Source organism: Methylobacter sp. sgz302048 (assembly GCF_052162025.1).
In the GTDB taxonomy this organism is placed as follows: domain Bacteria; phylum Pseudomonadota; class Gammaproteobacteria; order Methylococcales; family Methylomonadaceae; genus Methylobacter.
Map to the genome: position 1 here is coordinate 3,213,098 of NZ_CP197401.1, position 24,459 is coordinate 3,237,556.

Sequence of the window (24,459 nt, forward strand, 5' to 3'; positions counted from 1 at the left end):
CTCAACTTACTAAGGATCAAGCCTAAATCGACTATTTAATTCTAACGCTCTTTAATAAAAACTTGTGTCGGAAAATCTTTATGATTCCTTATTTTCAATTCACTGACAATCGACATCATATCTTCTGCTTGCTCCAATGCTGAGGCGAGGTTATCGAAATATGGCGGTTTAACATCACATCCCCAATAGCCTACGCCTTGATCAAAACGAAGTGTGGTAACCTTTCCTGATCGCCAGTTCAATTGCATGATTCGTCCGTGCTGTGTATCAATTGATATTTCTGCAGCACAGGTCTCATCCATTGCCGCAAAATAAGCCTCCATAACTGCTAATCGCAGACTGTCATCCAGCCAATCGGCAAAGAGTCCGTGTTTTTGATAAGAATCTCTTGTCGATTTGGGTGCTGAATCGATATGAAGTTTCGGGTTGTTCCAACTGGTTTGCAAAATTTGCTTTAATCCATCGATCAACTCCGCAATTAAAATCACCGTCCATGGGGAGCATAAATAACGGTCTGAATAATAAATACTCAGCAATTCATCGTTATTTTGAAGGTGCTGTTGTAAGGGGATGTGGCGCTCTGTCATTAGTCGCCAGAATTTTTGCGCAAATTCAGTCAATTTTCCATTGCATTCCGCCAAAACTTCAATTTCCACATCACTTGGACCCATTTTTGGTTTTAGCTGGGAGAGTTCCAGATAGCGTCCGATCGGAATCTCTGGATAGTCATTTGCATAGAGCAAGATATTTTCCGCATCATCAAGCCAGTTCACAGTTGGAATTGCCGATTGAAGGCGAGTACAGGCAAACGTTTTATATCTATCCGAAGCAAACGTCTGAGCAATCACGGAAGCGGCATGATTAGGCACGCGTTTATCGGTCACGGCGGTTTTTATACCCAACCGGTACAGCACCCATAATTCTTCCTTCACTACGTCTGATAGTTTTCGTTCTTGAGTTTCGTTTATCAGTAATACCACTTGGGCGTACTGGCTTTGCCAGCGAGAGAGAGGTTCTCGCAAAGCACTAAGAATTTCCCACGATGAAGGCTCGCCATGCAAAAAAAGATGCAGCTTTGTCGCTCCTTGGGCTGCAGCCTGGCGGATTTCGGTGAACAGCGTTTCCGATGTATAGCGGGAGCTTTCCCCTAACAACATTAAATCGTCCGGCAAAGCCAAAGCTCGAATAAAATCCTCCGTTAAAAAAGCCAATGCCAGTTGACGATCCATATGATCAATGTGAAAACGTGTATCGAAACCCAACAGGCAGTTTTGACAAACGCTTTGGCAAGTACAATGAAGGTAATGTCTAGCTCTGTTAAATAACGCTGCAAAATCGTGGTGCGCGGACGAGGCAAAACCGGCGCCTCCACTGCATTTGTCATACAGCACGATAGTAGCTACTGGATAAGTGTACTCGGCAAGTTTGGTCGGTTTGACGGTGTAACCCAACTCTTCGGCATTGATGCCTAATATATCTGCGAGCGCTTGTCTGAAAGCAACTGCCAATGTCCAGGCAATTTTATTGTCATCCACAGAGGCATTATTGAGAAACTGTTGTTCGCTCCGGTGCTTTAAATAAAGTTCTAATACATCAGTATGATAAACATATCCCAAATACAGATTCGGTTTGATAGCAAATTCGCTGTCATTGCCACTGCATTGAGCATGTTCTTGACCTTCTGCTTTGCCTCTTAAGCGGTTATGAGGTTTTGCTTTTGTAAAAACTTCCGGTAATTCGTTTTCCGCAGTCATTGAATCAGCACGCCCGCAATGCCAACATAATGCATATCCGTGTCCATGTTCACCGGCGCTATGATAAAAAATGTCCCCTTGATTGCCGGAGCGGAATAATCCCAATTCCGGATTGGGCAAAGTCCGGATACAGTCTTTCGCTGTCACCCAAGGTTCTTTGAACGGAACAAAGTGTTGCCGGGAAATATTCGTACTCGGCGATTCATAAAAATCCACAGCAAATCCCGCAGGTTCAATAAATTCATGCTTATGCTCAGGGTTCAACGACCAGCCGCATTCGTGACAAACCGTACTGGAATGGCTGCTCAAGGCATGGTCAATCGCGCCGCAGTGGTCACATCGCCATGCTGTCATCAGCTTTTGGGTTTCATTATTCTTGCTTTCAGGTTGATGCCAGCTTAACGCCAAGCCTGCCGAACGATACACCAAACCATTCAAAACAATATCGTTTCCCGGAGCGTATTCACGGATCGCGATCGATAAGTCGCGGGTCGGTTTATCGCGGACACGGCGTAGATTGTCTTCTCGATCTTTTTTCGGTTCTGGACTATTGGGTTTATAGTCATGAATACTGTAAGGATCAAAATAAGCAAGGCCAGTTGGAAATCCGTAACCGGGCAGAAAGCCGCGTGTGGCTAGTTCGGAGAGCAAATACTCCCCTTTCAGTCGCTGCAAATCCCTTGTCACCCGCTTTCTATAAGGGTCATTTTCAGAAACGCTCGCACTCAAGGCATTTAATTCAGTCTGCAACGGCTCATATTCCGATAACCATTGGTCTCGGATGGAGTTGATCGTGAGACCCGATTGTTGCATAAGGTTGGCGAGTTTAGTTCCTGCCAAAACTGTGCCGTTGATAACGTTCAACAAGCCTTGTTCTAAATTCCCCGGCATTTTTAATTCACATTCAGCAAGCCACGAACAGAATCGCTCCACTTGCGAGTAGCTGTCATCGCCTTGACAAAAAAACCAACCGCATTCGAGCTTGGTATTTTGCTGCTGACTCACTGCAATGATTTGCTTCAGGAAATAGCTTAAAATCAACGAATTGACATGTCGTTGAACGATTTTACTGCTGTTGAGCGTGATGTAAGGTGATTTGATCTGTGTAGTAAAAGGCCATAATGGGCTATAGAAAACTTGGCGTTCGTGCGGATTATCCTTGCATAAGGTAAACGCCAACGCACGATTTTCCTGACGACGACCGGCCCGGCCAGCACGTTGTAAGTAATTGGCTGAATGCGGCGGCACATTGTTCATTGCTACCGCTGAAATGCCGCCAATATCGACGCCCATTTCCATCGTCGTCGAACAGCTCAATACGTTCAGTTTTTGTTCTTTGAACAGTGTTTCAAAATATTGCAAGCGGCTAGCGGGTTGCTGCGCCGAATGCTCGGCAGCGCGAAAAAATACGCCCCCTTCGAGAATTCTGTCGCTTAAATCCGTCCATAGGTTTTGTTGCCTTAATCGGGAGATTTCAGCATTTCCGGAAATCCATCCCCTGACACAAGCCAGCTTTTCTTGCACCGAATTGAAATCATGCTTGGCGGGCAGAATAGGAATGCTCACTTTTTCACATATCGCCGTCTCTGGTATTGGCTTATATGGCAAATAAGGCGTTATGCCTTTAAATGTCCTATCCAACAAGCGATGAGTCACTGGGCAAATCCAGGCGGTTTGATTGGCTGAGAATGCCATTTGCTCGGGCTTCATTTGATAGCCTAAAGAACCCGTAACTGGCGTTAATATCTCACTTTCTTGTGTGAGTGCTTTCCATGCAGCCCGCATGATTTGGTTAAGCATGTCTTCATGGGCTTTATGATCCGTGTCCAAGCTTAAGGCATAGGCCAAAATACGGATTAGCCGATTGTTGCGGCCTTTTCTGACCAGCGGCCATTTATTAATGCGTTTGCCAGTCATTTCTTGTGTGTCCGGCTTCAAAAGCTCCTTGGGATAAATCGTAACGCCTATCCAGTTAACCCACTCGTAGGGAACCGCGATAAAATTATCCCGCACATAGAAATCCAGGCAAATTTTTAAAAAGTCCTGCCAATCATTTGCGGATAAATTTGATTGTTGCCACTCGGATGGTATGCGCTTAATTTTGCTCAATGAGGGATAATTGACAGCAACCAAACCCAAAGTTTCTAAGGTATTTTGCCGTTTGGCGCGACGGTTAAACTCCCGTATCAATAACATTTCTGATAAGGTGCGCGAACCGCTACTACCTTGAAATGGCAGTGCCTTTAAGTCATCCCGGTAATAAATCAACATGAATTTAGAAATATCGAGATTGGCTTGCAAACCATTAATCATTTCCACCCAAGTAATCGGCTGTGTTTCTGCTGTTCGCTCGATTTGCTGCTGTTTTTCGGCAGCAAAATCTAGATAATCTTGTGCTTCTGGCAAACCCAATTGTTTGAATTTTTCAGCCTTTGCTAAAAATTCATCGCGCTTTCGCAGAAGCTCAAGTAGTTCCGCCTCATTTGAACTTGCATTGGCGATTTGTTTGGCGGACATTTCATAGATCAGACCACGTAACCGATTTCGCTCCGAATCTTGCTGAATTTTCACGGCTATTCGCGCCGTACCTTGCCGGCTATCGGTAAACGTAATCAATCGTCGCCCGCGCCCTGGGCTTTCTAATGGGTATCTACCGTCCTGGCAAAACTCCAGCAAAGTCGGTATGGTGTTGCTGACATAAAACGGCGTGCCTAACAGACAACGGCGAAAAACACCGCGCTGTCCCCGGTCAGGAACAAATCCGCAGTGCCCGCATTGTTCAGTCTCGCTGTTATTGACGAAATGCACGGTAACGACATTTTCTGTTTCCCCCAACAATCGATTGTTTCGCGACAAAGTAAACTCGTGAGTCAACTCCTGATGCGCTTTTGCGGCCAGAGTGATTGGTTCGCTGATTGTAACGGTCTCGCTCAGATCTTTATCCTCTTCATCGCTGTCGCTGTCAGTCTCAACATGCAGACTAAATTCATCGATAGATTCGCGAGCAATTTGGATCAACTGTCCGTTCTGAGTCTGTTGCGCCTGCAAGTGCGGGCTGTTGCAGTCATTGCAAAATACCAGTTCATATACCGGCGCACCGCAGTCGCAGAATTCGCGCTGCTGGCTGTAAACGTAGCCAAAAGTCCACGAATCGGCTAATGGCGTATCTTTTTTTCGGTTACAGCCGGGATCAACGCAACTCCACAGACCATTGATGACTTGATGTAACAAATGAGCGCGCAATGGCAAGAAAGGGCGTCCGGCTTTATTGTTTTCTTCCGGCAATGTGGTACCACTACATAAATCCAGCCAAGCCAGGGTTTGTTCAAGATCGGGAACATTGCCGAATAACGTGCTGCTCAGATGTGTTAGGGTTTTTGGTAATCCACCTCCTTGGGTCAGTTCTTCACGCAACTTGCGGCTGATGGGGTGATCTTTCAAAGCCCGATAACGCTGTTTCGATGCTTGTTGGCCTTTATCAATCTCAAGTAATGAGCCTATTGGTGTTTTTTGTTTGTAGTCACCCTTACGGCCTCCGATTTCCGGCACCTTGCGCTTGCCACCGATCACTGTCACCTTATCTGGAGTAATACCCGCCAAATTAGCTAGATAATGCCTTAATGACTCATCTCCCTTGTCACCAATCGTGGCGGATGTTGCGACAAAACGTACATCGTCGGCCTTAACGCCAAAACCGTGCATCACGCGCCTCAACAATAATGATAATTCCGCTGCTTGCGAGCCGATATAGGTATGCGCTTCGTCAAGCACAATCCAGCGCAATTGACCTTGGGATTTTTGAAGGATGGGCGCGTCGTTTTGTCTGACCAGCATGTATTCGAGCATGGTGGCGTTGGTCACCAGTAAAGGCGACGGTTCATTGCGCAATAATACCCTGGATAAAATTTCGTTGGGTGTTTGAGCTTGGTTAAAAGCTGACGTAGTTTCGGGCGTGTTGCCGTTGTATAGGCAAAAACGCAACGCGCTGCCGAACTCGTCTGTCCATGCACGTAATCGGTCACGTTGGCTATTGATCAATGCATTCAGTGGATAAATAAACAAAGCCCGAACACCAACCAAAGACTGCTGTTGCTGTTGATATTCCCGGACCAAATCGTTTAAAACTGGCACCATGAAACACTCGGTTTTACCTGAACCAGTGCCACTGGTGATTACGATAGACTGCGGATTGGTATCGGTAAGTTTCAGCCATGCTCGGTATTGGTGTTCATAAGGTTTCCATTCTTTGCGAAACGCATAATCTTTTAGTTCGGTGGGCGGCTTGTCCATCGCGTCAATCAAGGCGCGCTCCAGTAACGAACCGGCTAATCTGTCCATTGTGAAATTGCTTTCTTCCCAACCAAAAATGGCTTCAAAAACTGGGTCAGCCAGGAAATTGTTACTGTCTTTGCCGATCGGTTGATTGAATTGCTCCGATAAAAATTGCCGCAAAGCTGGATTGCTGATTCCTAAAATACTGAGGGTGGCTTCTGCGGCGCGTTGCGAGAGTTGGCTGATTAATGGTTGGAAGTAAGGCGTCATGATTTTGCTAAGAAATTAAATTTGTATTCTAGGATTGAGTATGAAACAGAGTTTTTTAAACAGTGTTTAAGAGCTCAGTTTTTTGTTGGCATTTCTGTGAAAAATAAACTAACGCCCATTCAAAAATTGAATTGAACCAATCTTCATCGAATGCCTTTAAACGATTTAACTTAAAAATAGGCGTGGCGTTACCTAGCCAATGTTTTGGAGTATTTCCTTGAGTACAAAATACAGCCAGTAAGACAGGCAAAATAACCACTGCATGATGATGTTTCGGTATATCCAATATTTTTAACCCAAATTGCTGAAATTCTTCTAGCTGTATCCATTCATTAACGAGTTCCGATTTAAACATCGTGGGCCAATCGCTATTGGCTTGTCGTCTTTCCAATTCCTTGCGAAGACCATTCATATCGGCTGAGCTTTCTAACGAAAGAATCATAAGGTTAATCTGCTGATCAACTATCCCACATATCGATTTCTTGAGAATTTTTGCCAAAACATTTAACGGCGGAAGTGATAAACCGATTTTGTCGATACGCTTCTCTAATATTTCATTGGCATCAGCTTCGTCCATTGCCTGTAGCAAATAATTTTTATAGGCCGTATGAACAGCCAGCCAATCGCGCAACGGCACTAACTCCCAAAAAACAGGCAGTTCTTCGCTGAAGCTTTCGATGAAAGCTTCATCCATTTGTAAGGCCAAAGCTGCTAATATCCGCGTGTCCGTCACCGCAGTAGTCCATACGTCAAAGCTGCTCATCGGTAAATGTTGGCAATATCGCCATAAATGGCGCAAATAGTCCCAACCACTGTGTCCAAAATCTGCACTCATACGTGCCAAAATATTTTTGATGGTAGTATGCCTGGTTTGTATATGACCGATTTTAACCGCACTGTGTAATGTAAATACCTCTTCAGTGTCAATGAAGTTGCTGTTCTCCGAATCACATTCGACACCCCATAAGATGGGGCGCAGCGACACGGACGATGTTTTCGCGGAATAGATTAACCACGGTTCGGCAACACGTTTTTCAGGACTAAAAAACCAACTCCCTGTTAAAACCTGTTCTGTAAATTGCGACTCTAGCCTGATATGTTCTTGTTCAGGCTGAGATAGACGCATTGCCATTAGCGTAATGCCTTCCTGTATATCGCAGGATAAACATGCCTGATCGCTTGCGTTCAGTTCTACGGTACCTTGTTCCAAATTTCTACCCAGCGAAAACTGGTATCGCTTTATTTTTCTGCGCAATAATTCAGAACCGTTTTCATATACAGCCAGCTGCACATAACTATCCAAATTGCTGCTAATAGCCATCAAAGTCCTAATCCATTCCAGATAATCGATAATCGCCAGTTCAACAACGTTGCCTTCACGTTGAATTTCATGGCGAAAGTAAACATCTTTTATGTCATCCAGGCGGTCATCTTTTAGCTTAAATTCAATTTGTAATTCACGCTTCCTATCGAGATACCCGCTGAACAAGCGAAGACGAAAACCATGTAACTGATCCGAAAATAAGGCTTGTTGTGAAGACAATAGGTTGCCATTAGCATCGATAACCTGGCCGCCTCTAGCTGGAAAAGGAATCAACAGTGATAACATGTCGGTCATTCCTGGCCAATACAAAGCCAGGCATACATAAGGAGGCGGGGTGAGTTCAGCAATCAAATCGATACGGTAGCCGTCATTTTCGGGGGTTATGGTATGTTTTACTGTCGATTCGCAAACGACAATTGCAGGTTTTGCATAATCCAAATAGATTGTTCCATCTAATGAGTTAGCCGAAGGTTTGAAACGAACGGCAAACTGTTCGGACAAGATCGCACATTTTTTACGGAACAGAATATTGCCTTGATTGAGCAATCGGATTTCGTAAACTCCCTGTAGCTCTGGAGTCAATCGTTGCCAGTTAGTTTGGGAATTAACTGGTCTGGCTACTAAATCTTTTGCAGGGATCTCCGTGCTGGCACCGGTTTCATGATCGATGCGCCGCAACGTCGGCAACCCCAAGAATAACTCCTTTGGTGTGCTGGCAAATTTACTTTGTTTCCCTTGGAGTTCATAAGAACTGGGTGAGTGCGGTTGAGCGGTTTTGATGGTAAAGGTGTTAGCTTCAGCATCGGTAAATCGAATACAACCATCGGCTTCAATTAATTTTTTGCCAAAAAATACAGTTTCTAAATTTTGAACTTCAGCATTTGCCTGATAGTTAAAATGCTCAGGAAAAAGTATTCTGACCCGTTTAGCGCGAGTGTTGATACTGGCAACACCTTCTAATACCCATTCGGAATCTTGCTGTACAAATACCCAAGGTGCATTGTTATCGAGTTCTGCGCCTCCGATTAAAGGGATTTCTTTAAGAGTTTCTGATAAATATTTAAAACGGATAGCGTAACTTTGTAACGCCCTTTCGCCTTTGATGGTTTCAGGCATGCGCGGCATTTTTAAAGCGGGCTTTTGCTTGTAGACGGTTTTCAAAGCAACACCTAGCATACGAGTTTTCCCGTCGCTGGAGGCTAACTCCACCTCCAGCCTAGCCGGTGCTGTTTCCGAAATAGCAAGCTCTTCCAGCGCGATAAACCCCAAAAACTCAATCTGTAATTGCAAACAACCATTATCTTTTAATTGCCGTATAGCCCGCATGGGTATGGCCGTTACATCATCAGATTTTGCTGCCGTTGAAACCATGTCGGACAACAATTTTCCACCTACCTCAGTCTCAATAGGCAGTGGGAACCGCTCACGCCATGAAAGGCAATGCTGATCCAAGAAAGCAACTGGATTGCTGCGTTCATGCAATTGAAATTCATGTTTAAGCTCAACTACGGTTTTAACCATGTCGCCTAAGATGAGATGAATTTCTTTGTTTTCACGATACGTTATAGGAATGTATTCGCACTCGTTAATCAATTGATAGGCTTGTATACCGGTATTTCGTAACCGCGAATATTTTGGAATGACTTGCTTGAAAACTCTACCCAGCCATCCACTTGAGTTATTGAGCTGATTTAACGGCAAGCCGCCCTCGCAAGCTATGCTGCCTAAGTAGTAATGACGGCCATTAATAACGCGGATGCTGCGTCGCCAGAATTGCAACCCTGATTCAACCAAAACATTTCGTTGTCCGGTACTTAAATTTTGGCTTTTAGCGCCAACCGACTCGAAGACTTTGTCCCATGTGGGCCGGGTGCCATCATATTCACGGCGCCACCACTCTGCCGCATACATGACGAAAGCGGCATTCCAACGGGGAACGTTTTTTGATGCTGTGCTTAATCCCAAAAGAATACTTAATTTTATGGCGCTTTTTAAAGATTCGAACTCAGTATCAGTAATGCGGTATTGATAAAGTGGTCTTTGGTCGGGAAAACGGATATTGTGGCGTTCAAGAATTTCTGTAATCCAATCTTTTATTTGCATATTTTTTTTCTTGTTAACGATGCATATGTAATGTGCCTATTTGCAAAGTTGGCAGAACGTAAACTTTTCGTCTGGTGATCCGCAAGTTTAGCTAACTATTCTGCACTTAAGCACATCAAATTCACTTGGCGGAGGTCATCCAAAAATTCCGACGGCACATCGCCGCTGGTCACTAACAAATGATCCCTCGCCCGAGTACAAGCTACATAAAGCAAATGCCGCTCGGTGTTATACACTTCTTCGAGGTCAGCATCATCAGTGACTGTTTCAATGCGTTCTTGCGAAGGAATTACTTCATCGTCGCAGGCCATCACTACAACCGCCCGAAACTCCAGTCCTTTGGCGAGATGCATGGTGCAAACCGAAACATAACCGCTGACCGTTTCGACATGCTCATCAAGGATTTTAAAGGGGAGTTGGGAGTGTTCAACTGCGGCGATTGCTCTATCCAGTTCGTTTTCAGAGCGGACAAATACCCCGATTTCATGAGGTTTGATGCCTTCAGACGCCAGCTTTGCAAGCCATTGTCCAACGGATTCTATTTCACCTTCTGCTGTTTCCAACAATTGAATGGCCGGCTGAGGACCATTAAAAACGGAAACGGTACTACGACGGTCTTCGGTATTGCCATCAACATCGGATAATTCCGGTCCGAGCAAATGGTCGGCTTGCATTCTGATCTGGTGCGAAGTGCGATAGTTGATGTGCAAGGTTCGAGAGCGCCCGCGAATATCCACGCCAAGCGCTTTCCATGAAAAAGCCTGCTGAAAAATCCGCTGCCCCAGATCGCCCGCGAAAAACAACGCATTGGCTCGATCACCACCCAGTGCAGACAAAAAACGTAACTGGGCGACACTCACATCTTGCGCCTCATCGATAACTGCAAAATCAAAAGGAAAGCGTTTCTGCTTGGAAAAATGCTGCGCCAATTGTGTGAAAACAGCGGCATGAGTCAGCAAGTGGCGTGCATTTAAAGCAGTTATTACCTGCTCGAAGACCGCCCAAAGCTGTTGCCTTTGGGCTTCGGGCAACCGCGTCTTTCTGCCCAGCCGTTTGACGTCGCGATAAGCCTCCCAACTGTCCAGTTGCCAAGCATCAACGACTTGTTGCCATTCGGAAAACAAAAAGGTCTGGCTGAACTTATTCCCTTCAACTTGCTTGGATGCCGTGCTCAATAACTCGCGTATCAGGTCGGCAGTCGCTAGTTGGCATTTGCCAAAATTGGACTCATAAAGACGTTGCCCGATGCTGTCTAACGCATGCACTTCCAGTCGCTCGGCCAATCGCGGCTCTTGACTAATCAGTCGCTTCACTTTATTGCGTAAGGCATTGGCCAATGTCGGCGAGAAAGAGGTTAACAAAACCCGTGCCTCAGGATAACGGCGGGTTAAATAGACAGCGCGATGCAATGCGACGATGGTTTTTCCGGTACCGGCCGAGCCGGAAACACGCGCAGGGCCTTTGAATTCGCGCTCCACCCACTGACGTTGCGCCGGATGCAAAAACACTGTCCATTTATCCCAAGGGAAATCCAATGCCTGTGCCAGTTCTTCGGCATTTGCCATGATTCGGAATCGTCGCAAGGCGTCCGGATGTTGGAAGGGATCGGTAACAGGCTCGGCATATTCCGCAACCGAAGGTGTTTTTCCAACCGCCAAATCCAGCACGGCTTCTGCTGCCTCCGCAGGCAAATGATCAGCCAGCTCCAGAATTGAGTCTTCGTCAGCAGATCGGATGTCTCCCAACCATTCCTGGGGTACGCCATAACCCAACAATTGATCATCGGAATATTTGGTAAAGAGCAGCGGTTTGGCTGGCTTGGCAATCAGGGATTCGATGTATTTCGGAACGACGACTTCCTCGACCCGCTCTCGAATCTCAACGATCTGCGCGGCCCCCGTCTTAGGGTGGGTTTCCAGCTTGCGACGCTCCGCCCAGGCATAAGCCTTATCGTGATGATCGACGTAACACAGCAGCAAGCTGTTTTGGGTTTTATGGACGATGATGCGGATGTCGGTATTGACTCGAACCGACCAGAAGCTCTTGTCTTTCGCTCGATCCAGTTTATGAAAACTGAAGCCAGGATTTTCCGGATTCAATTGCAAATCGAAAGCAGTAGTTTTAATGGCTTTTTGTTCTTCTCCGGTGAGTTTGCTAAGGCTATCGGTGAAGGTGTCGGCGATGCGAAAATTCATTATTTAATCCGCCAAAACGCTAATAAGCATTTCCTTCAAGTCAAGTGCAATATTATTTAAGCTTTCAGCATCCAATATAAGAGATTCCCTAAATACATTCTGAGGAATTTTGTTTTTTAACTGTTTGAAAATAAATTTACCTTTTGCCCCTCTAAATAACCTACTTTGGAAATAGTCCCAGATTTCATCATTACTTGGACTTCCGCCGGTATGTTTATATATTTCATCATTGTGAGCAGCCCTTTGTTTATTAAATTGCTCACGGATTGGAGTGGAATGTTGAGATAAAATATCCTCAATATATGTATCGGCTTCTTGTTCCGAACATCCTGCATAATTTATTAAAAAGTCAGGTTCGCAAAAATATGCTTCAACATCTGATATTTTTGGAAACCATAGGTATGCTCCTACTGCAGAATATTTCGCCTTCAAAACTTCAATTTCATCGTCAGTCAGAGAATCTCTATCACGATGAATAACAATTTTGTAAGCTCCTCCTAGAGCCTCGGCAAGCACTTTGGCCTGCGATGGGGTTGGTATATGGGAGTAACCAGTTCCTGGATAAAACGCTACATTCCTTTCAATCTCATGCCATTGCGACACAATTTTTTGCAAAAATGAGGTATTGGAATCTTCGGAGACTAAAATTATTTTTTTTCCAAAAGCTCCCCATCCCAAAGCCAATTCAACTTGTTGTCTATTATGAGAGCCCACTTCTCCATCATTTAGCCAGTATACATTTGCTGATGCCGGAGCACCTCGCACAATAAATGGAGAGTGTGTGCTCAGTAGAATGCGAAGATTTCTGTCATTTGCAATTCTCGCTAAGACTTTAACAAGCTTACTTTGTGCTGTTGGATGTAAGTGTATATCTGGCTCATCAACTAATAAAATTCCTGGCTCGAAAAGCAATATATAAGTAAATATTTGTATCAGTTGAAGAAATCCAGTTCCAATTAGCTCTAATGGCCTAGTAGTACCATTTGTTTCTACGTGGCATGAAATAAACAGATCACGCTCGTCATCATGGTGAACATTGATTTTAATTGGCCCAATAATTTCTTTAATCCACTTTTCTATATGCTCAATGTTTTGTTGATTTCTAAGTTTAAGAAGAAGTAATGCATTCCGTAAAATAACATTAGAGTCACCATAGGAGCATGATTTAAGAATGACTTTTCTAGCTCTTTTTTCTTCTTTGTTCGGGATTCCTGAAATTCCAGGTATATAAGCAGAAAAAAACCTTTTCTTTTGCCTTAAAGTATTTGATAGTGGAATTGGAACTGTACCGGTAATCGATATGCCTGCATTTCTTGCCGATCTTAGTGTGCATGAAGAAATTGACGTTCCTCCATTCGGCATATCAAACGATAATTTGACTTTTGATGACGATGATCCTGCAACATTTCCCCACTGGCTTTTGTGGCCGAGTGATTTGTAATCATCCGTAGGTAGATAATCTAAGTCATCGATACTAATTGTAGATGTTTTATGTAGTTCAACACGATCAACTTGTCGAGTTACGCAACAGGCTAGATGGATTGCTTGAAGTACTGACGATTTACCAGAACCGTTACATCCAACGAGGATATTAATGTTAGATAAATCGATCGAAACTTTTTTGATTTTCTTAAAGCTTTCAATTTCTAAGTTTTTTAATAACATCAATTCACCCTAAACACCTTCATCACCTCGTCCCCGAGATGATTAATGACCTTCACTGCAATTCGCCCAGATTTGGGTTTATCGAAAGGCCTTGATGTATCGCTGTTCAAGGTTGCCCAGGCTTCTTCGTTGATTTCGGCTTTGAGCGTTGTCTTCAATGATTTGTAAGGATCGTTAGCTCCGAGGAAATAGGCGTGGCGGACAAAGAAACTTTCTTCGTTGTAGTCGGTGTCGATGAACCAGCAGGCGATGCCTTCGGCGCCGTCACTGCGGACTTCGCCGGTGTTGGGGTGAAAGACGTCGACGCCGTTGACTTTGACTTGAATCTTGCCGTCTGCGGCATCGAGGATGTCAATGTCCGGTTCGCCGAAGATCACGAACAAGTTGCCTTTGCCGGTGTTTTTCAGGTCGTCGGCCATGTGCAGGTCGGCGTTCATGCGAGCTTTCAGTACCGGGATGCGGCCGAGTTTGTCGAATTCCGAGGAGTGGGCGTCGTAGTTGAAGGCGCAGGCGATCAGCACATCAAAACCGGCATCGCCGGCTTCGCGAGCGGCGGCGACCAGATCGGGGCGGGAAACAGTACCGAATTCGGGGCCGATGAAGATTGCGGCGCGCTTTTCGATAAACGATTCTCCATAGCCTGTTCCATCGGCTTCGCCGGCTCCGCCCGCGTGCCCTCGTCCATATCCCGTGCCGTCAGCACGGCCGGCTCCGTCACCATCACTTAAATAACGTCCCTCGGCGCAAATCAATTCGCCGGGCCAGGGCGACAACGCGGTGAACACAATTTTGTCCTGTTTATGCGCCTGCTGGACGCCGGCGGTTTTCAGGTTTTCCAGAATCATTTGCACGAAGTCGCGTTCTTCGCGGTACTCGGCATTTGTTTCGGCAACGCCATCGACCAGTTCGTCGTTTTCATCGACGGTCAGCACCCGGTGCGGCGACAGGCTTTCGACGGTGAAGGGTCCTGCGACGCGGACTTTTTTCTTGTCTTCGTAGGGTTTATCGTACAGGTATTCGAAATCAGCTTTGGCGGCAATCGAGGCATCGATTTCCTGTTGGCGGCCAATTCGTTGTTGCCACCATTCGGCATGTAGTTTGATTACGGCCTCCGGCCATTTTGGATCGGCATCGCGCGGAATTTCCCATTCCTGCCATTGTTGGTCCAAAGCTTGATTCAGTTGTTCGCGTAGCGGTTCCAACTTTTCTTGAAACTTATCCCAGATGACATCGATCTCGACATTATTGGCGATGGCTTTTAACGTGATGTGCGGCACGCGCTCGTAAACAAAGCCCTGGCGAATGTCGTTGCGAGTGGGTTGGCTGGAAGGCGAGGAACGGGTCAGTTCGGCTTCCCTGCGTTGGCCTTCATAGCTGTCGGCGAGCAGGTAGTAAGGATAGCGTGCGCCCATGATTCGGGCACGGGCCAAAGCCAGTGCGACGCGGGAAGTGTCGATGGTGATCCAGCGGCGGCCCCATTGTTCGGCGACATAAGCAGTGGTGCCTGAGCCACAGGTCGGATCGAGCACGAGGTCGCCGGGGTCAGTGGTCATTAGAAGGCAACGCTCAATTAATTTTGGGCTTGTCTGAACTACATAAACTTTTTCGGAAGCAAATCCACTTACGCCAGTATCAGTCCATTGATTATTTATGGTTGCAACAGAATCATCCATTAAAAAACCAACATATCGCACACTTTTGCCAATTGCCATTAGACGATTAGCTTTTTTCAATCGTTCTCTTCCACCGGGACTATGTGTCCAATATCGGCCATTAGGAGGAAGAAAAGATTTGCCCTCAAATTCAAAAGGGATGCGGCCAAGACTATATGGTTTATTACTTGAAATGTCTGAGCTTCGAAATGGGGCTCCTATTTTAGAAGCCTCGCCGGAATTGATTTCAAGATCAGTGAGTCTTCGTCTTGTTCCATCTGATAACTGTACATGGTAATACTGGCCAATTTCGTCAAATCCCACTCCTTTAGATCGAAAAAGACGTCGAAACTTCGCCGTACTAGAATCCTTTGCATACCAGAGCAGAACGTCAAACAATGAGGGCAATAGCGAATCCGTTTGTCCGGCAGTTTTAGTTGATGCTATTTGCGCAACAAAATTTGCATCCCCAAACACCTCATCCATCACCGCCCGAACGCGATGCACATTTTCATCGCCAATCTGCACAAAAATCGAGCCGGAATCGGTCAATAAATCCCGCGCCACGGTCAGGCGGTCGCGTAAATAGGTTAGATAGGAATGAATGCCGTCGCGCCAAGTATCGCGAAAGGCTTTCACCTGTTCCGGTTCGCGAGTGATATGGTCGGTGTTGCCGTCTTTAACATCGCGGCTGGTGGTGGACCATTGAAAGTTGGAATTGAATTTGATGCCGTACGGTGGATCGAAATAAATGCATTGCACTTTGCCACGCAAGCCTTCGCGCTCTGCCAAGCTGGCCATCACTTGCAAGCTGTCGCCCAGGATCATGCGGTTGGTCCAGTGGGCATCGTGACGATAAAACTCAGTTTTGGCGTTGTCGTTGGGCAGGCCGTTGAAGTCGGAGAACAGGTCGATTTGATCGGGCTCCGCCGGTTGCTGACTTTCGGTGCGAAGCAGCAGATCGTCGATCAATACCTTGGGATGGACTTTTTCCTGGATATACAGCGGCGGCGCATGGACGACCAAGTCCGACCAATCCTGTTCGTCCTTGCCCCGCCAAACCAGTTGCGGATCGAGGTCGCGGTTACGCCGTTCGTAAGCCAAGCGAATCGGGCTTTGCTCGTCCTTGGCCATCACCGATTGGTATTCGGCGGTGGGAATGTTCTTACGCGTGGCTTCGTCGTGCGTCAGAGTTTCGACGCTAAGTTTAGAATCGTTCTTGTTTGGGATTTTAACTGCCATTACAGGACTGCCTCGAGTTGCTCATTGCTGGCTTCATCGCTCGCGTCGTCATCTATCTCGGTTTCATTGGTACCGTGCTCCTGCACCACCGCCTTATCCATGGCTTTGGCGACCAATGTGGCCAATGCATGCATACGGGCTTCGAAAAAAGCTGTGAAATTATCGGTACGTAAATGCTCAGGCTCGATTAAATGCGTCCGTAATAGGTTATCTAATGTTTCGGAACTGAGGCCGTGTCTATCTTCGATTCGTTTGAGGTAAACGGAAGGCGCATCACCACTGATCAGGATATTGGAGTATTTCGAAAGAGGGGTTTTGTTGATGATGGAATTGAAATCATCGGGAGGAATGCCGTTTTTCTTGCACCAGGCTTGGGGAAAGATATGGTGAATGTCGATGCGATCATTGAAAAATGTCATCAAATCCGCACCTCGGCCGGTGATGAAGTCCTCACAGCCCTGCTTCATCATTAACGCATGCAAGCCTTTATAGGCAGCGGATAAGCGGGAGCGTAGCGATTTCAAGCGATCTCTTTGAAATAGGGCTTCATCCAATGAGCGAGGTCTGGGGCCATTGTTGGCTATCCATTCGACTAATTCAGGCACATCGCGGGCAAGACGAGATTCCGTGCTTGATCCATAGAGTTCACCGAATGTGATCGACCAAAACCATTGGGCTAATTTCTGTTTGGCCGATGCCGTTTGTGCATTATGTCCTAATATGGCAAATGTGGATGCCAACCCCACGATCAACGGAGGATAAGGAATGTCTCTATGCCAAATGATCTTGAGTTCGTTAAGAAAACTGCCTGCTTCGATAAAGCCTGCTTCTAAAGCATCGGCATACTTTTGATAGGCGGGAAGTGGGAGACCTAATAATGCATCCCGATTACAGCTTATTTGTGGGATGTCTTTGCCGGTCATGCCATCGGCAATCTTTGCCAAACGGTTGTCACGCGTATGCAGCAGCGTGCAGCCTTGCAGAAAATCAGTACTGGCAATTTGACTGAGCACGTCGCGCCGGTTTTCCAGGCCTGCCATTCGAGCTTTGCGGCCGGGTTGAAGCGGTTTTGGAATGCCATTCCAATCCTCACGTAAGTCAAAATTACCTGCCGCATAAATAGCTGTAACCAGTTCAAAGGCATCCAGCTTTTTCCCGCCAACGTTAACCTTTTCGAAGACCAAGCAAATCGCTTCACGCGTATTGGTTTTATCCAGCCGAATAATCGGCATTTTGTAGCGATCGATAGTGTCCAGCACATCCCTATCTAAACACTTTTCCAACTCGTAGATGTCGCGTCCTTTGTTACGCCAGTAATCTCGCCAACTATAAATCCAATCTTTTCTTTCGAACACCTGATTAAGCGGAAACATATCCTTTTCGAACTCCGCATTTTGTGTCGATAAGTCCAAGTCAATGGTTTTACCAAAGTCTTTACGCACAACTTTGTCTGCCGGCACACCGATGATCGCGTCTTCTAAATCGGCTGTACCGCTAACGGCTTTTTTTATGTCTAGATAGTAAAAACGTTCGACAAAGGTATTTCTGGGGGTGCGTGTCCGGACGGGGGCTTTGGCGTAGGTGGATTGATAAAGAGACGTCATGCGTTGCTGACCATCCAGCAACAAATCTTCTGGAGCCACTGGTTTGGCTTCTGCGCCAGTAATAAATCGCGCTTTGAATTCAATGTGGCCACCAGTTTCAAGCGTCAATAGCGCGCCGACAGGGAATCCTTTGGCGATAGAAGCCAATAGGCTTTTGACATCTTCATCACCCCAAACGTAATCTCTTTGGAAGTCAGGTAATTGGAGTTTGCCTTGGTCTATTTTTTTTAGGATGTCCCTGATATCTTCCTTGGTGGTATCAAACATTGTTTAGTATCTCTTGAGTTGGATGCGTTGTGGCGCTCGAGATGAGTTGGTTGAATGCTTCTTCCACCTTGGCTTCAAATTCAGTCTCAATTTGATAAACCTCGGTAAATTCAGCAAAAGCCCAGCGGCCAAAGCTTTTCAGATTATTTATCCCCGGTATCCAGTAGGTTTCCATGGTAGCCTTCTTGTCTTTGGCGTCTTCACGACGGTAGCCTTTGATTTCGACGATGAGGTTCAGTAAGTCATCGTCACCGTGCCCATCATCGACCCGAACGATGAAGTCCGGCAGATATTTGCGGGTTTCCGATCCATAGCGGTAAGGCACTTCCAGACCCAGGCTATGATTTTTGACATAGGCTTTGACCTTAGGGTGTTTTTCCGCCACACGGCAGAATTCGGCTTCCCAGTCACTGTCCAGAATCACCCAGTTGATATGGCAACGGTTGACGGCCGTTTCCCATCGTTCGGTTTTCGAGGTGTTAAAGCTGACATGGTTAGTTGAGCCAACAGGATTGTAAGGATCGAGTACCGCTTTAATCGGACGAGTGCCTACCAGAGAACGCGTGATAGCAGCGGTGATGCGTTCGCAAGCCATATCGGCCAGTTCCTGATACATCAATTGCGCAGGATAAGTGCCGCCTTTGCAAACCAGACAGGTATCGAGCCATTGCTTGGTGATGCGCTTCAATTGGCCGAACAGATGGAGTTTAGCTTCATCTCCGGGATCGCGCCATTTGGTGTAGAGCAGACGCTGCGTTAAATGAAATAGTAGCGTCGACATCCGCATGTCGCAGGTATGCACTAGGTTAAGGTCCACCGATTCGCCGATAATACCGGCGTTTTGGGTAACTGAAGGTCCCACCAAATCGGGGGTTAATTCGAGGATGGAGTCTATATTGAATTCTGCCGTTAACCGTTCTTCAGGCAATTCGACGCGATAGCCTTGCACTCGGGGAAATTGAATTTCCAGGTGATCGCGTTCGGGTCTGACGGCTTTGACGTGCACCGTTTGCCGGGGTGGTTGCGGTGGGGCAATCACCGGTTTAGCGGTAAAGTCGAACGGTATGCCGAGTACGTCGGCATACTCCACGTTAAACCGGTTTTCTTCATTGAGTTCATAAGATTGACGACGCAAGGCGCGGCCAATCACTTGTTCACAAAGCAATTGGGTGCCGAAAGCCCGTACGCCGAGTACATGAGTTACCGTATTGGCGTCCCAGCCTTCGGTTAACATGGAAACGGAAACCACGCAGCGGATCGACTCGCCGAGACGGCCTTCCCTGCCGACGGTGTTCATCACTTCGCGCAGTAATTCCTGATCGGAAAGATTCTCGGCTTGTTTGCGGTCGCCGGTACGCTCAATGATTTCACGGCGGAAGCGTTCGATTTCGTCGCTCGCCATCTTGCGAAAGTTGTCGTCCAGGGCTTCTCCCGATTCTAACTGCTCGCTATCGATCAGCAGGGTATTGGGACGCGCAAGCTGGTTGCCGTAATCATCAAAGTTTCTAAATAATGAGAGGCGGCCATTCTCCAAACTGGTTGAACCGTCTTCATTTTCCCGATGAAAACCGGAAATATAGTCGTAAACCAGTTTTGACGTACTGGTGTTGTTACACACTACGATAAAACATGGAGGGACTTTGATGCCGTTGTCTTGCCAAAGTTGGTAAGTTTTTTCGTAATGACCATAGAGAGCTTCCAACGCGGTTTGCAATTCGACCGGAATGCTTAATGGATCTAATGACTTGCCTTGGCCGCGGCCTTTTTTGGGCATTTTTTTGCCGATGTGTTCCCACAGATTGCGGAATTTAGGCATCACTTCGCCGGGGATATTGTCGGCAACCGGCACACGCGGCAATTTGACGATCCCGCATTCGATGGCATCCATCAAGGAGAAATCGCTCATCGCCCACGGGAACAAAGTGCCTTCTACATAACCGGAGCCGCTCAGAAAAAAGGGCGTTGCCGATAAGTCCACAACCCGTTGCCCCCCTAATTTACGGTTAACGGTTTCCAAACCCGTAATCCAGAGTCGTGCAGCTTCGTTGTTTTTCTCCGCCTCTTTTTTTTCGTCACCCTTAAGCTCTTCATCATCATGATTAGGTTTTTCACGATAACAGTGATGGGCCTCGTCGTTCAGCACCATGATGTTTTTCATGCCCATCAATTCCGGCATGACGCGTTGTAGCATTTGGCCTTCGGTCTCAGAAGTATTGAGCGCATCGCCGCCGCGACCTTGCAGCAGCGAACGCCCGCCTTTGGAGATTTCCAATCGCTCGCGCAGCTTGAAGGCGTGATAATTGGTAATGACGATTTTGGCCCGCTCAATATCGCCCAGCATGTCGTTGGGGACGATTTCCCGGCTTTGATAATAACTGTCCGGATCGTTCGGTTGTAGCACACGTAAGCGATCGCGAATGGTTAAACCGGGCGTGACAATCAGAAATCCACGGGAAAAGTTTTTGCTATTGGAACGACGTACAGCGTTGACCGTTTGCCAAGCAATGATCATCGCCATAACCGTGGTTTTGCCCGCGCCAGTCGCTAGTTTCAACGCTAAACGCATTAACCCGGGATTGGCGTTTTGGTTGGCAGCGTCCAAATGCTGTAAGAATTTCTTCCCCGGTTTTCCGAGCTTTGGCGCCACTTCCGTCAGCCAGATACAGGTTTCCACCGCCTCAACCTGGCAAAAGAAAGGGCGGACACCACTAAAATCGTGTTGGCGCCAATGTCGCAGTAAACGGGCTGTTTCGGGCGTAACTAGCCAATCTGAAGAATTTGGGAGTCTCCGCCAATCATCGATGTACTGACGCAATTCATTAATAATGGGCGTTGGGTCGTAGCGCTGCTCGCGGGTGGAAATCGCGTCTGAGGCTTCAAAGTCGAAGAGTTGTTTTTGTTCGGCAGAAGCTTTGACCTTTTTGGGTTTCGGAATGGGGGTAATAAATTCCGCTTTTCGCCGATGTTCAATAATTTGTTGCGTTGGCTGCCCTTTGTCATCCAACTCCCAATGTCTTGATGGATATGAATAAGGGGAGTTTAGGATGGGTTTACTGAAAAATGCGTTTTCCATATTTTTATTTTTTACAGCCAACTTGATGTAAACCGATAGGGGTTTACAAGAAGTGATGACACTTGTGCTTACATTCAGCGCATGCAGGCTATCAAGTTGTATGATCTAACGTTAAAACTATAATGCGAGTGTTTATATATGTCAAAAAAAATGGCATATAATGAATCTCATGATTTCTTTCCGGCCAAGTGATAATTCATTGAAATGGGATACCCGACAACGTTTGGCGTTATTGGAAGCGACTGCTTTGTGGGAAGGCCGAGTAACGACGGGGAGTTTGATGCAATTGTTCGGTATTTCACGCGGGCAAGCGTCTAAGGATTTTACGCTGTACCGCCAATTAGCTTCAGGGAATTTGTATTACGATCCTCAGCAAAAGGCTTATTTTCCGTGTAACAATTTTACCCCCCGCTTTATGAGAGGGTCCGCAGAGGAATATTTTCGCTTAGTCGAAGCGGGAAGTTGTTTAGGACAGTCAGTCGTATTGCCTATTGTGCCTACCGGCATCGGCGTGGAATTACTGTCCGCTCCCGAACGAAAACTAGATTTCCCGGACCTCCGGCTGATTCATCAAGCCATACGGGAAAAACGGCAAATCAAGGTTTGCTATCAATCGTTAACCAGTCCGGCTAAATATCTGACACTAGAGCCACATACGTTGGTATTCAACGGATTTCGCTGGCATATTCGCGCCTTTAGCCGTGAACACGAGGACTATCGAGATTTTGTCCTAGCCCGCTTTATTTCCACCCCAGAATTAGGCGAAAATGCGGCATCCGGAGTCAATGACGACGTGGATTGGAATCGCTTTGATACATTGATCCTGACTCCTCATCCAGGACTGAGCCCCGAACAACAAACGGTCATTGCCGATGATTTTGGCATGGTGAATGGGAAGTTGCATCTGAATGTCCGACGAGCCTTAAAACTCTATGTCTTACGCATGCTGCATCTGGATGTGGAGCATGATGATCCCAAGGTGCAGCAGATTGTCTGGCTGAATCGCGGCGTCTCGGCCGATGACACCCTAGGGGCAAACCATGATTAATCCTCGCAGCCTCGTCCGTTCGCTCGATAGGCATTGGGAGATTATCGAATACTTAGTTGCGTTGGGCCGTGAGCATATTGCCTTTGAGCGGGACGAAATCGTGTCACTATTGACTAAAGTCTATCCCGAGAACAGCCGTGAACAACGCTTGGAACGCTTGCAGCAATTGGTCAATAACGAATTGTTGATTGCGATGTCGCACAGCGACAGTTTACAAATCAACGAGGCCGTGAGTCAGTTTGTCAGCGCTTTATTGCACGAACATGAATTGGGGTTATCCGAGATTCTAAAAGCGAGGATCGTTGATATTCAAGCGGGGTTGGACCAATTGCAACTCGCGATGGAGCAGCGGGATATGGCCGCCTTGCAAAACGGGGCAATACGAATCGACAAACAGCTTCGACAAATTCTGCAGCAACTTGATCAAGACAGTCATGCTATACAAGGCATTGCCGAACGGGCCAAATCCAGGGATGAACGGATGCCTTTAGAGCAACGCTATCGTGAGGTCTTGGATGCTTATGACCACTATGTGCTTCCGATGGAAGAACTGATGGACACCGGCGCAGGCGGCAGCTTTTATCCCTTGCTGGAACGCGCCGAGAAGGTACTCGAAAACTTGGCTCAGGCTATGGCCATTCAGGGCGGTTTGTATAGCCATCAACAGATGCTTCGCCAAGTGATGTTCCGAGTGAAAGACGTACGCCATAACGGGCTGCAAGCATTGAAAAAATGCACGAATACCTTGATGCCTTTGCGCGAAGAAGTCCGCCGGCATAACCAGTTGAGTACGTCGATCGGCAAATTGTTGGGTCAAGTCAGAAGAAAAGGTTTAGAGCGTACGTTCCCCCTACAGCGTTTGCCGGTTTGGCGTAAGGAACGTACGGTTTCCGTTGCAGTTGGCCCTGAACTTTTGGCGTTGATGGAACAAATACGTGGTTATCAAGCTAAATCCGTTGATTTTCCCGAAGAAATCTCTGATCAGTTGCTGGTTGCTATTGAACAAGTGGATGACGAAGCGATCCGCCGGCATCTTTACGCGAGCTTACCTATTCCGGATTTGATGACCTGGCTGATGCAGCATTACGGGAATTACCAGGATGCCACCTTATTGAAGCTTTATCATAAATTGATTCGTTTACCCGACATTAATGCCACGCCGAATGAACGCGCCGCCCGCGTTGTGCTAAAGCAAGTTGCGATTGCATTACATAGCCACGTGCTGGAGACGGCATGACCCTTGATTTGAAGCAATTAGCCCAATTGCAAACCTTATTTAAAGCCTTAAGTTCTGGGATACACATCAATCGACTGCAAGATACCGAGCTCTGGATGGATTTAGAAAAACACTATGCCGGGTACGAAAGTCTGTTTTCTGCCTTGGGTTTTGCCTTGGTAATGGATGGACGCGGATTTGCGTATTTCAAGACTGAGCAGGCCAGTTCCTATACCGGAAAGTTAAGCCGTCGTTTAGCGTTATTCTTAATGCTTTTGTTCGAATACCAGGCGGATCAGGGACTGCATTTGTTTCAGTTTCAACAATGGCGCGTTGACGGGCCATTATTAGAGGCACTAAGCCAGCACTATCATGCCCTATTGGAAGCCGAAGAAATGGCCAGCGCCCAAGCCTTGAGCGAAATCCTAGATCGCGCGGCCCGAGTGGGTTTTACGTTGTTTGAGGATGGCAGCTACTGGCTGTTGCCGGCGGTTCACCGCTATCTCGATCTGTTTGAGGAGTTGGCGCAAGCAGACAAACCTGATCTGGATGAAACCGTCACGGCGTCTTCACCCCTCGATGCATTGGGCGATCTTGAACAGTCCGAGGAAGCCTTATGAGTTTGGGCCAATATGGTTTTCAGAAACTGGTATTGCTGAATAGCGCCGGCTACAGTCGCGCGGAGCTCCCGTTGGACGATTCGGTATCCATCGTGGCACCGAACAATACCGGTAAAACGAGTTTGATCAATGCCCTGCAGTTTTTATTGATCAT

10 protein-coding genes are annotated in these 24,459 nt (G+C 46.8%); 3 read left to right on the forward strand and 7 right to left on the reverse strand.

Annotated features, from left to right (window positions below):
- Window positions 1-41: 41 nt before the first annotated feature.
- The 7 genes from ACTNE6_RS14400 to ACTNE6_RS14430 all read right to left on the reverse strand — a co-directional run bounded on the left by ACTNE6_RS14400 (window position 42) and on the right by ACTNE6_RS14430 (window position 21,421).
- Entirely contained in the window at window positions 42-6,296 is a 6,255-nt protein-coding gene (locus ACTNE6_RS14400) for a DEAD/DEAH box helicase (protein ID WP_194971156.1), read from the reverse strand.
- Window positions 6,297-6,351: 55 nt separating this feature from the next.
- Window positions 6,352-9,723 (reverse strand): STY4851/ECs_5259 family protein, encoded by a 3,372-nt coding sequence (locus ACTNE6_RS14405; protein WP_194971157.1) that lies wholly within the window; start codon window positions 9,721-9,723, stop codon window positions 6,352-6,354.
- Window positions 9,724-9,818: 95 nt separating this feature from the next.
- Complete coding sequence (locus ACTNE6_RS14410; RefSeq protein WP_442497236.1) at window positions 9,819-11,918, reverse strand: 3'-5' exonuclease; 2,100 nt, start codon at window positions 11,916-11,918, stop codon at window positions 9,819-9,821.
- Between the two features lie 3 nt (window positions 11,919-11,921).
- Window positions 11,922-13,583 (reverse strand): ATP-dependent nuclease, encoded by a 1,662-nt coding sequence (locus ACTNE6_RS14415; protein ID WP_194971159.1) that lies wholly within the window; start codon window positions 13,581-13,583, stop codon window positions 11,922-11,924.
- Complete coding sequence (locus ACTNE6_RS14420; protein WP_442497237.1) at window positions 13,583-16,477, reverse strand: site-specific DNA-methyltransferase; 2,895 nt, start codon at window positions 16,475-16,477, stop codon at window positions 13,583-13,585. The genes ACTNE6_RS14415 and ACTNE6_RS14420 overlap by 1 nt, the downstream gene beginning before the upstream one ends.
- Window positions 16,477-18,348 (reverse strand): GmrSD restriction endonuclease domain-containing protein, encoded by a 1,872-nt coding sequence (locus ACTNE6_RS14425; protein WP_194971161.1) that lies wholly within the window; start codon window positions 18,346-18,348, stop codon window positions 16,477-16,479. Before ACTNE6_RS14425 ends, ACTNE6_RS14420 begins: the two co-directional genes overlap by 1 nt.
- Window positions 18,341-21,421: a BPTD_3080 family restriction endonuclease gene (locus ACTNE6_RS14430; RefSeq protein ID WP_194971162.1), complete on the reverse strand. Its 3,081-nt coding sequence runs from the start codon at window positions 21,419-21,421 to the stop codon at window positions 18,341-18,343. The genes ACTNE6_RS14425 and ACTNE6_RS14430 overlap by 8 nt, the downstream gene beginning before the upstream one ends.
- Before the next feature lie 160 nt (window positions 21,422-21,581).
- Here ACTNE6_RS14430 and ACTNE6_RS14435 point away from each other — a divergent pair, with 160 nt between their 5' ends.
- The 3 genes from ACTNE6_RS14435 to ACTNE6_RS14445 are packed head-to-tail and all read left to right on the forward strand — an operon-like array spanning window position 21,582 to window position 24,305.
- Entirely contained in the window at window positions 21,582-22,469 is an 888-nt protein-coding gene (locus ACTNE6_RS14435) for a WYL domain-containing protein (RefSeq protein WP_194971163.1), read from the forward strand.
- Window positions 22,462-23,706, forward strand: coding sequence for a hypothetical protein (locus ACTNE6_RS14440; RefSeq protein ID WP_194971164.1), 1,245 nt, complete (start codon window positions 22,462-22,464; stop codon window positions 23,704-23,706). The genes ACTNE6_RS14435 and ACTNE6_RS14440 overlap by 8 nt, the downstream gene beginning before the upstream one ends.
- Window positions 23,703-24,305, forward strand: coding sequence for a condensin complex protein MksE (locus tag ACTNE6_RS14445; RefSeq protein ID WP_194971165.1), 603 nt, complete (start codon window positions 23,703-23,705; stop codon window positions 24,303-24,305). Before ACTNE6_RS14440 ends, ACTNE6_RS14445 begins: the two co-directional genes overlap by 4 nt.
- Window positions 24,306-24,459 lie beyond the last annotated feature (154 nt).